Origin of the sequence: Microvirga terrestris, assembly GCF_015694425.1 — a bacterium.
In the GTDB taxonomy this organism is placed as follows: domain Bacteria; phylum Pseudomonadota; class Alphaproteobacteria; order Rhizobiales; family Beijerinckiaceae; genus Microvirga; species Microvirga terrestris.
The window spans coordinates 65,394-75,367 of the sequence record NZ_JADQDN010000013.1 but is presented as its reverse complement, the minus strand read 5'-3'; the positions used below and the strand labels follow the sequence as shown (position 1 = coordinate 75,367).

General features: G+C 63.4%; 12 protein-coding genes and 1 tRNA gene. 4 read left to right on the top strand and 9 right to left on the bottom strand.

The annotated features are described in order from the left end of the window. The coding region (locus I2H36_RS19850) for a hypothetical protein (protein ID WP_210331132.1) at positions 1 to 199 on the top strand (199 nt) is incomplete at its 5' end. 71 nt (positions 200 to 270) lie between these two features. On the opposite strand, the gene I2H36_RS18075 is transcribed toward I2H36_RS19850, so the two are convergent. The 4 genes from I2H36_RS18075 to I2H36_RS18060 all read right to left on the bottom strand — a co-directional run bounded on the left by I2H36_RS18075 (position 271) and on the right by I2H36_RS18060 (position 2,599). After that, positions 271 to 606, bottom strand: coding sequence for a hypothetical protein (locus I2H36_RS18075; protein ID WP_196265293.1), 336 nt, complete (start codon positions 604 to 606; stop codon positions 271 to 273). A gap of 64 nt (positions 607 to 670) precedes the next feature. After that, positions 671 to 745, bottom strand: a tRNA-Gly gene (locus tag I2H36_RS18070). 57 nt (positions 746 to 802) lie between these two features. After that, positions 803 to 1,894 (bottom strand): 2'-deoxycytidine 5'-triphosphate deaminase, encoded by a 1,092-nt coding sequence (locus tag I2H36_RS18065; protein ID WP_196265300.1) that lies wholly within the window; start codon positions 1,892 to 1,894, stop codon positions 803 to 805. Between the two features lie 75 nt (positions 1,895 to 1,969). Then, on the bottom strand, positions 1,970 to 2,599 hold the full coding sequence (locus tag I2H36_RS18060; RefSeq protein ID WP_196265292.1) for a CDP-alcohol phosphatidyltransferase family protein: 630 nt from the start codon (positions 2,597 to 2,599) through the stop codon (positions 1,970 to 1,972). A gap of 89 nt (positions 2,600 to 2,688) precedes the next feature. On the opposite strand from I2H36_RS18060, the gene apaG reads away from it, so the two are divergent. Both apaG and argE read left to right on the top strand, forming a co-directional pair. Beyond that, positions 2,689 to 3,081: a Co2+/Mg2+ efflux protein ApaG gene (apaG, locus tag I2H36_RS18055; protein ID WP_196265291.1), complete on the top strand. Its 393-nt coding sequence runs from the start codon at positions 2,689 to 2,691 to the stop codon at positions 3,079 to 3,081. Between the two features lie 8 nt (positions 3,082 to 3,089). Then, entirely contained in the window at positions 3,090 to 4,262 is a 1,173-nt protein-coding gene (argE, locus tag I2H36_RS18050; RefSeq protein WP_196265290.1) for an acetylornithine deacetylase, read from the top strand. A gap of 165 nt (positions 4,263 to 4,427) precedes the next feature. Here argE and I2H36_RS18045 read toward each other — a convergent pair whose 3' ends face one another. From I2H36_RS18045 to I2H36_RS18035, 3 genes are read right to left on the bottom strand one after another with little or no spacing between them, the layout of a single operon-like run. After that, positions 4,428 to 5,417 carry an Hsp33 family molecular chaperone gene (locus I2H36_RS18045; RefSeq protein ID WP_196265289.1) on the bottom strand — a complete coding sequence of 330 codons (990 nt, stop codon included), beginning with the start codon at positions 5,415 to 5,417 and terminating at the stop codon, positions 4,428 to 4,430. Continuing rightward, positions 5,414 to 6,340 carry an ornithine carbamoyltransferase gene (gene argF, locus I2H36_RS18040; RefSeq protein ID WP_196265288.1) on the bottom strand — a complete coding sequence of 309 codons (927 nt, stop codon included), beginning with the start codon at positions 6,338 to 6,340 and terminating at the stop codon, positions 5,414 to 5,416. Before argF ends, I2H36_RS18045 begins: the two co-directional genes overlap by 4 nt. Further along, positions 6,337 to 7,545: an acetylornithine transaminase gene (locus I2H36_RS18035; protein ID WP_196265287.1), complete on the bottom strand. Its 1,209-nt coding sequence runs from the start codon at positions 7,543 to 7,545 to the stop codon at positions 6,337 to 6,339. Before I2H36_RS18035 ends, argF begins: the two co-directional genes overlap by 4 nt. 374 nt (positions 7,546 to 7,919) lie before the next feature. On the opposite strand from I2H36_RS18035, the gene I2H36_RS18030 reads away from it, so the two are divergent. Further along, on the top strand, positions 7,920 to 8,459 hold the full coding sequence (locus I2H36_RS18030; RefSeq protein ID WP_196265299.1) for a GcrA family cell cycle regulator: 540 nt from the start codon (positions 7,920 to 7,922) through the stop codon (positions 8,457 to 8,459). Positions 8,460 to 8,538: 79 nt separating this feature from the next. Here the strand turns inward: I2H36_RS18030 and phoB are convergent, their stop codons facing one another. Together phoB and phoU are read right to left on the bottom strand one after the other, a co-directional pair. Then, a complete protein-coding gene (gene phoB / locus I2H36_RS18025) occupies positions 8,539 to 9,255 on the bottom strand; it encodes a phosphate regulon transcriptional regulator PhoB (RefSeq protein ID WP_196265286.1) in 717 nt (238 codons plus the stop codon). 2 nt (positions 9,256 to 9,257) lie between these two features. Then, positions 9,258 to 9,971, bottom strand: a complete 714-nt coding sequence (gene phoU, locus I2H36_RS18020; protein WP_196265285.1) for a phosphate signaling complex protein PhoU — start codon at positions 9,969 to 9,971, stop codon at positions 9,258 to 9,260. Positions 9,972 to 9,974 lie beyond the last annotated feature (3 nt).

Here is a 9,974-nt window from a genome sequence, read left to right as displayed (position 1 = left end):
ATCCGATCCTTGCGGATCGGCGCAAGGACACCGCCGCCTACGCTTCTCTTCCCCTCTCAACAATGTCAAAGAGCAAACGTCTCACTGGAGACGCAGAAGAACCCCGGTCAGCCCGAACCGCTCGTTAAAAGCCGCTCAGGTCCTTGAGGATCTTCAAGTCGGCGCCACCGCAGTGCCGCCGTCGATGAAGTTGTTCTAACCGAACCCCTCCTTTAGGTCAACACCTATCTTGAAGAAATTTTCGAAATCAGCGTCAACCGGGACCGTAGATCAATATAAAGACAAGCTTCTGCGTTCACAGAAATCGTATTGACCTCTGCGTTTACTTAATTCAGATCGATGATATCGATCCAAAACCTTCTCTCTTTCGTCAGAGGAGCCATGAAGGGCTGCCGTATACTGGCGCTCATGGCTCTTGCCGCAGATCAGGACCTTGTCAGATCGCTGATCGAGACCCAAACAAGCGCCGAGATCCAGAAATCTCGGCAGCGTCGGCGTCTTTTGAGATTGAAGCTCGTCGGAACTGAATTCCGGCGGGGTTGCGGATATGTCGATTCCCGGTTGGTTTGTCAACACTGGCAACAGCGCTTCAGAAGCATTTTCCATGCCACTCAACGGCCAAGGTAAACGGAGGCGCTCGCCTGCAGGCTTTGGTCCGATTGGGAGGGACTGGAGCGGGCGATGGGAATCGAACCCACGACATTCAGCTTGGGAAGCTGACGTTCTACCTCTGAACTACGCCCGCGCGTCCTTATTCATATCCGGCCTTTCGGCGATCAGGCAAGAGGGCAGCTTGAACGGGTCAGCGGAAGTGTTTCGAAAGCTTCAGTCCCTGCGCCTGATAGTTCGAGCCGGCGCCGGCGCCGTAAAGTACTTTCGGACGCTCGGCCATGCGCTCGTAGACGAGGCGGCCGACGATCTGCCCGTCTTCCAGAATGAAGGGGACGTCGCGGGAGCGCACCTCGAGCACGGCGCGGGCTCCCTCCCCTCCTGCTTGGGCATGGCCGAAGCCTGGATCGAAGAAACCGGCATAATGAACCCGAAACTCGCCCACGAGCGGATCGAAAGGCACCATCTCGGCGGCATAATCCGGTGGCACGTGGACCGCCTCCTTGGAGGCGAGAATATAGAACTGGCCCGGATCCAGGATCAGGGTGCGGGAGGCATCGGCATAGAGCGGCTCCCAGAAATCGGCGATGCGGCAGGAGCCCGGCTTATCCACATCGACAAGGCCGGTATGGCGCTTGGCCCGGTAGCCGATGAGATTGTCAGGGCCGAAGCCGGCGAGATCCACGCTGACGGCGACACCATCCTGAATGGAGGGCTCGGCGGAGGTCACCAACCGGTCGCGCTGATGGAGCGCAAGGAGCTCCGCATCGCTTAGGCGCACCTCGCCCTTACGCAGGCGCAGCTGGGACAGGCGCGTGCCCGTCCGGACGAGCACTGGGAAGGTGCGCGGCGAGATCTCGGCATAGAGACGCCCACGATAGCCCGCTCCGATCGTGTCGAATTCCTGGCTCTGGTCGGCAATGACCCGGGTGAACACGTCAATGCGGCCCGTCGAGCTCTTGGGGTTCGCCGCCGCCGAGAGATCACCTGGCAGGGCGAGCTCCTCCTGCAACTCGGCGATATAGACACTGCCGGTCTCCAGGATGGCGCCCCGGCTCAGATCAATCTCATGGAAGCTCAGCTGATCGAGGCGATCCTGAACCGTGTGGTTGCGCCCTGGCAGGAAGCTTGCGCGGACGCGATAGGCCCTTCGGCCCAACCGGAGATCCAAGCTCGCCGGCTGGACCTGATCGGACGCAAAAGGCGTCTCCGGTTTGATGGCTCCTGCGTCCGCAAGGCGCATGATGGCATCAGCCGATTGGATCCCGTCCTTCAACGCAACCATGTCCGTCATACGAGAGCCCTGCCGTCCTTGAAATGTTGAGCCTGACAGTATCCTCTAAGCCTTGTTACGGAATTCTCAATCGCTTTCCTCAGTAGGCTCGTCCCGAAAGGCGTGCCAGGCCAGGGTGATGCGGGCCAGCGCGCTCATCACGGTCAGCCCGGCGAATGCATAAGCCAGCACTGGAAAGTATCCCGGGAGCACGATCATGGCGGCGAAGAATAGGATGGTTTCCGTGCCCTCCATGAAGCCGGCCGTAAAATAGATCGACTTGATGCCCCGGACATCACTGGTCATACCCCGCTTGGCAGCAACAGCCGCAAAGGCGAGGAAGCTCGCGCCATTGACGTAGAAGGAGAACAGGAGAGCCGCCGCCGGCAGAGCAAAGGCGCCCGGGTCGCGCAGGGCGAAGGCCAACGGAATGGCCCCGTAGATGGCGAAATCGAGGACGATGTCGAGGAAGCCGCCCCGATCCGTGCGCCGGGTGGAGCGGGCGATGGCGCCGTCGAACCCATCGAGGAGCCTGTTGAGGGCGAACAGGGCGAGCGCCACCGCATCAAGTTTAAGCCCGATCATGAGGGCTGCGGCCAGCCCTACCCCCAGACCTGCCAGCGTTACGGCATCGGCGGAGATCCCTGCCCGTGCTAGGCCCTGCCCGAGCCGATCCATTGACGGATCGATCCTGCGCCGCACCCATCCGTCGAGCATGGCCCGTTCTCCTTTGCCTCGATTGACGAGGTATGAGGACGGCCTTACCACGGGCGGGTCCAACTCCTCTACTGGGTGAAGGCAGACGCATGTACAAGGCTGTGACCCGCGGCATCTCCGTAACGGTGGTGCCCCGCTACATGCCCGAAGAGTCCTCCCCTGACGATGGCCGCTACTTCTTTGCCTATACGGTGGAGATCATCAACACGGGTCTGGATCAGGTTCAGCTACGCGCCCGTCACTGGCGGATCACCGACGAGCACGGCCATGTGCAGGAGGTGCGTGGCACCGGCGTTGTCGGCGAGGAGCCCGTTCTCGGACCGGGCGAGAGCTTCAGCTATACAAGCGGCTGTCCCCTGACGACCCCGAGCGGCACCATGCAGGGCACCTACCTGATGGAGACCGCGAGCGGCGAAACATTTGATGCCGAAATACCCGCCTTCTCACTCGATATCCCGCGCGCGAAGCGCGTGCTGCACTGAGGTCCCCGATGTCATCCCAAGGCCAGCGGCTCACGCCGCTCAAAATGCTGACGAAGCTCGTGTCGTTCGACACGGTGAGCTCGAAATCCAACCTGCCGCTCATCGACTTCGTCGAAAACTACCTGCAGGGCTGGGATGTGCCCTATGTGCGCGTGCCGAATGAGGCCGGCGACAAGGCGGCTCTCTATGCCACAATCGGCCCGCAGGATCGTGGCGGCATCGTGCTCTCAGGCCACACGGACGTGGTGCCGGTGACAGGACAGGCCTGGACGACGGATCCCTTCACGCTACGGGTCGAGAACGGGCGTGCCTATGGACGCGGCGCAGTGGACATGAAGGCCTTCGACGCACTCGCCCTGGCGCTGATCCCGGAGTTCCAGGCCGCGAACCTCATGACGCCGATCCACATCCTGCTGTCCTATGATGAGGAGACGACCTGCCTCGGCGTGGTCGATGTGATCCAGCGCCTCGGCCATGATCTGCCGCTGCCGAAAGCCGCCATCGTGGGCGAACCGACAATGATGGAGGTGGTGGATGCCCATAAAAGCGTCGTGACCTTCAGCACGACGGTGCACGGCTTCGAGGCGCATTCGTCGAAGCCCTATCTGGGCGCGAGCGCCGTGATGACGGCGGCCGAGCTGATTGCAGAGCTCAACCGCATCGGCGACGAGATGATGGAGCGCGGCGACACGAGCGGCCGATTCGATCCGCCTTACACAACGGTGCATGTGGGCACGATCGCAGGCGGCACGGCACGCAACATCCTCTCCAAGGCCTGCAGCTTCCATTGGGAGTTCCGTGGCTTGCCGAGCCTCGACCCGCAGGAGATTCCAACGCGTCTGGAAACGTTTGTGCAGGAGGTGGCGCTCAAGCGCCTCAACCGCTTCGGTGAGTTCGGGCGGATCGAGACGAATCTTGAGGTGGCCGTGCCAGGCCTTGCGCCGGAGCCGGGGTCCTTCGCGGAAACCCTCGCCCTGCGTCTTGCCGGCAAGAACCACACGCAGACCGTTCCTTTCGGCACCGAAGCAGGTCATTATCAGGCGGCTGGCATTCCGACAGTGGTCTGCGGTCCAGGCTCCATCGACCAGGCTCATCAGCCTGACGAGTACATCACCCTGGAGCAGCTTGAAGCGGGCGCGGCCTTCATGCGGCGGCTTGCTGCGACATGTGCGAATTCCTGAAGCGAGCTTTACCATCCGCCGTCATCCCGGGGGCGCAAAGCGGAACCCGGGATCCATAAACGCTGGCGGTCCAGAGGGCGGTGCGACACTGATCGCCCTCTCCTGAAACATCGTATTTATGGATCCCCGCCTTCGCGGGGATGACGATCGTGAGCGAGGCTCGACTTAAACTTCCGACTTCGCAATCGCGGCTTCGACCTCAACGGGATCGAGATCGTAGAAGCGCGAGCAGAACTCGCAGGTAATGCCGATGCGGCCGTTCTCACCCACCATGTCGCGGCGGTCTTCCGGCGGGAAGCGACGCATCATGCCCATGATGCGCTCATGCGAGCAGGTGCACTCCTCATGCACGCGCTGGCCCTCGAAGACGCGCACGCCGCGCTCGTGAAACAGGCGATAGAGAAGCGTCTCGCTGGACACGGTCGGGTCGACCAACTCGTGGTCCTCGACGGTACCGACCAGCGACTTGGCCTCGACCCAGGCATCGTCCTCGGATGGGCCCGCGAGATCGTTCGACGCGTGGCCCTCAGGGATATCGCCTGGATCGAGATCCGCCTGCCGCAGGCGCTCAGGCGACGAGGGCAGAAACTGGATCATCAGGCCGCCTGCGCGATAGGTGTGGCGCCCGTTCTCGAACTGCTCGGCGACGGCAAGGCGCACCTGCGTCGGGATCTGCTCCGACTGGCGGAAGTACTGATGTGCCGCTTCCTCGAAGCCCTGGCCATCCAGCGCGACCACGCCCTGGTAGCGGCTGCGCTCGGAGCCCTGGTCGATGGTCATGGCAAGATAGCCGGAGCCGAGAAGCTCACCTGTTCCCACTGATGCGGTGTCGAGAGCCTCGAGCTTGTCCTTGTCGAACCGGGCCGTAGCCCGCAGGCGGTCCGGCGCGTTGAAGTCGACCACCACCATGTCGATGATGCCGTCGGTCTTCGTCTGCAGCTGGAAGCGCCCCTCCAGCTTGAGGGACGCGCCGAGCATGACCGTCAACGCCGCCGCTTCGCCGAGGACGCGGGCGATCCGGTCGGGATAGCCGTGGCGGGCCAGGATCGTGTCGATGGAAGGGCCGAGCCGCACCACGCGCCCGCGCACGTCGAGGGGCTCGACCGCGAAGGGGAGGACGATGTCGTCGGTTCCTTCAAACGAGGCTGAACTCATGCGCTTGCTGCTCCGAGGCACCAGGCCAGGATGCCCTTCTGTGCGTGAAGCCGGTTCTCGGCCTCGTCGAAGACCACGGATTGCGGACCGTCCATCACCTCATCCGTCACCTCCTCGCCGCGATGGGCGGGAAGGCAGTGCATGAAGATCGCCTCTTTGTCGGCCACGCCCATGAGCCTGCCATTGACCTGATAGGGCTTGAGCAGGTTCTGGCGGCGAAACTCGTCGTCGTCGCCCATGGACACCCAGCAATCGGTGATGACCGCGTGGGCGCCCTCGGCGGCCTCATAGGCATCGGTGGTCACGCTGATCTTGGCCCCTTCCTGTTTCGCCCAGGACAAAAGCTCCGGACGGGGAGCAAGTTCCGGCGGGGACGCGATCTTCAGGGTAAAGTCGAGGCGCGCCGCCGCGTGAACCCAGGAGGCGAGCACGTTGTTGGCGTCGCCCGTCCAAGCGACCGTCTTGCCCTCGATGGAGCCCCGATGCTCCTCGAAGGTCATGATGTCGGCCATGATCTGGCACGGATGCGTCACCTTGGTGAGGCCGTTGATGACCGGGATCGAAGCGTACTGAGCGAGTTCCGTTACCATGGCATGATCGAGGGTGCGGATCATGATCGCGTCCACGTAGCGGGACAGGACCCGCGCGGTGTCGGCGATGCTCTCGCCACGGCCGAGCTGCATCTCTTTGCCGGTGAGCATCAGGGTCTCGCCGCCAAGCTCGCGCATGCCGACATCGAAGGAGACGCGGGTGCGGGTGGAGGGCTTGTCGAAGACCATGGCCAGGACCTTGCCCTCAAGCGGGCGCTCCTTGGCTTTCTCGCCACGGCAGCGCTTGGCCTTGATCTCGGAGCCGATCTTCAGAAGCCCCCGGATCTCGGATCCGGAGAAGTCGCTCAGATCGAGAAAGTGGCGGGTTGTCATTGAACGGCTCCCCGCTGGGCGGCGGAGGCCTGCCCAGCTTCAATGGCCGTGCAGGCGGCCTCGATGCGGTTGACGGCCTCGCCGATCTCAGCATCGCTGATGATCAGCGGCGGCAGGAGGCGGGCCACGTTGTCGCCGGCCCCGATCACGAGCAGCTTCTGGGCGCGGGCGGCGGCAATGAATTCGGTGTTGGGCACGACGCAGCGCAAGCCCATCATGAGGCCATGGCCGCGCACATCGGCGATCACGCCGGGATGGCGGTCCTTCAGCTCGGCAAGGCGCTGCTTGAGCAGCAGGCCCTTGCGCTCCACTTCCTTCAGGAAACCGGGCTCCAGGATCACGTCGAGCACCGCATTGCCCACCGCCATGGCCAGCGGATTGCCCCCGAAGGTGGTCCCGTGGGTGCCCACCGTCATGCCCTTGGCGGCCTCTGCCGTTGCAAGGCAGGCGCCCATCGGAAAGCCGCCGCCGATACCTTTGGCCACTGCCATGATGTCGGGCGTAACGCCGGTCCATTCATAAGCGAAGAGCTTGCCGGTGCGCCCGACGCCGGTCTGGATCTCGTCGAAGATCAGGAGCATACCCTGGCTGTCGCAGAGATGGCGCAGCTCGCGTAGGAAAGCGTTGGAGACGGTCCGGATGCCGCCCTCGCCCTGGATCGGCTCGATCATCAAGGCTGCGGTCTCGGGACCGATCACGGCCTTCAGGGCGTCGAGGTCCTCGACGGGTACCTGATCGAAGCCCTCCACCTTGGGGCCGAAGCCCTCCAGATACTTGGCCTGACCGCCGGCCGCGATGGTCGCAAGCGTCCGGCCGTGGAAGGCGCCCTCGAAGGTGACAATACGAAAACGCTCGGGCTGGCCGTTCACGGCATGGTACTTGCGGGCCATCTTGATGGCCGCCTCATTGGCCTCGGCACCGGAATTCGAGAAGAAGACCACGTCCGCGAAGGTGTTGTCGACCAGGCGCTTGGCCAGCCGCTCCCCTTCGGGGATCTGAAACAGGTTCGAGGTGTGCCAGACCTTGGAGGCCTGCTCCGTCAGGGCCTGCACGAGGTGGGGATGGGCATGGCCCAGGGCATTGACCGCGATGCCGGCCCCGAAATCGAGATATCGCTCGCCATCTCGGCCGAAGAGCCAGGGGCCCTCTCCCTTCTCGAAGGAAAGCTCGGCGCGTGCGTAGGTCGGCAGCAATGGCGATATCACAGGTTGTCTCCACCTCCGAGGACCCAAGGTCGCACCTGGGCCCGAAAAAGAAAGCGCCGCCCCAGCAGGGGCGGCACGGATGGGAATTCTAACGAGGTGCGGGACCCTGTCAATTCAAGAGAAATGAACTGACTCATCACAAGGAATTTTGACCTTGGGTGAGTTCCTTGGGGAAAACGGCAGGGCTTGTTCGGGGACTCTTGCGCCCGAGTCCACCCATCCTGTAACTTCAGGTCAGTCGAGTACGGCATTCGTGCGGCGGCTTTCACCCTCAGGAGCGACCCTCGCAGCGCGGTCGGACATAAAAACCCTGTCCGCGAAGCATCCGGGATTCTGAGTGTTTGAAGGCCGCCTCCGAGGGAGGCAGAGTGAAAATGATAGATGCGGGCGCAACTTGGACGGACGAGCGGGTCGAGCTTCTCAAGAAGCTCTGGACCGATGGTTTGAGCGCGAGCCAGATCGCCGCCGAGCTTGGCAACGTGACCCGCAACGCGGTTATCGGCAAGGTTCACCGCCTCGGCCTGTCCGGCCGGGCCAAGGATGCCAAGCCGGCCGGTTCCGCCGCCGCGGCCCGCCCCCGCAAGGCGACGCGGGCGCCGAGCGCCCCGGCTCCCCTGCCGCCGCAGCCGCACAACAACAATGTGGTCGTCGCCCCCATCGCTCTCCAGCCGGTCACCCAGGAGCCGAGCGTCTACGTCGAGGACGACCTTGCCGTTCCGGTCTCAGAGCGCGTGACCATCATGGACCTGCGCGAGTCCATGTGCCGCTGGCCCATGGGCGACCCGACCAAGCCGGAATTCCGCTTCTGCGGCGCCCGCTCCATCACGGGCCTGCCTTATTGCACCCATCACGCCCGCATCGCCTACCAGCCGGTCGCTGACCGCAAGCGCGACCGCAGGGTCGCCCGGGCGTAGGATTTCCTATCCTACAAACAAAAGGGCCGCGCTGATCGCTTCAGCGCGGCCCTTGTCTTTAATTATCTGGTGCCTCGCCTCAAACCTCCAGGGCCTGCTCCTCGCGGGCGAAGGTCTCGTCGAAGGAATAGCCGGCGCCCCGCACCGTGCGGATGGGATCGGGTTTGCGCGGCATGCTGATCGCCTTGCGCAGGCGGCCCACGTGGACGTCCACCGTGCGCTCGTCGATATAGACGTCGTGGCCCCAGACCGCATTGAGCAGGTGCTCGCGTGAAAAGACGCGGCCGGGGCTCTGCATCAGGAATTCCAGCAGGCGGAACTCCGTCGGCCCCAAGTGCAGTTCCTGGCCAGCACGGCGCACCCGGTGGGTTTCGCGGTCGAGTTCGATGTCACCGGCACGCAGAAGCGTTGCGATATGGGCGGGCTTCGTCCGGCGCAGGAGCGCACGCACCCGGGCCAGCAGCTCCGGCACTGAGAAAGGCTTGACGATGTAGTCGTCGGCCCCGGTGGACAGGCCGCGGATGCGGTCGCCCTCCTCGCCGCGAGCGGTCAGCATGATCACCGGCAGGCGTTCGGTCTCCGACCTTGCGCGGATGCGGCGGCAAAGCTCGATGCCGGACAATCCGGGCAGCATCCAGTCGAGCAGCACGATGTCCGGCACCTGCTCGCGCAGCCGGATCTCCGCCTCGTCACCGCGAGACACGCTGTCCACCTCGTAACCCTCGGCTTCGAGGTTGTAGCGCAGGAGGAGCATCAAAGGCTCCTCATCCTCCACGATCAGAACGCGAGGCCCCATGATCAAACTCCGGCTTCAACCGATGTGTCGATGGATCGATCGTTCTTGGGCCGGTCGATGGCCAGCGTCTCGCCGGTGACGAGGTAGTGGACCGTCTCGGCAATGTTGGTGGTATGATCGCCGATGCGCTCGATGTTCTTGGCGCAGAAGAGAAGATGCGTGCAGAACGAGATATTGCGCGGATCTTCCATCATGTAGGTGAGGAGTTCCCGGAACAGGGAGGTATAGAGCGCATCGATGGCGCCATCACGCTTCCACACATCGAGTGCCTTCGCCGTATCCTTCTGGGCATAGGCGTCGAGCACGTCCTTGAGCTGCGCCATCACCAGATCGTTCATGTGCCGGAGTCCGACCACGATCTTGTGCGGCTGGAAGTCATCGCCGATGGCAAGCGCCCGCTTGGCGATGTTCTTGGCGAGATCGCCGATACGCTCCACGTCGCCGGCGATGCGGATGGCGGAGATGGTCTCGCGCAGGTCGATGGCCAGGGGCTGGCGGCGGGCGATGGTGAGAATGGCGTTCTCCTCCACCTCACGATGCAAAACATCGAGACGCGGGTCGGACGCGATGACCGTCTGGGCCAGAGGCTTGTCGTGGCGAGCCAGCGCGGCAACGGAATCGACCAGCATCTTTTCGGCGATGCCACCCATCTCGGCAATGCGCTGCCGAAGCCCCTGGAGATCGGCGTCGTAGGAGCGGACGATATGCTCTGACATGAA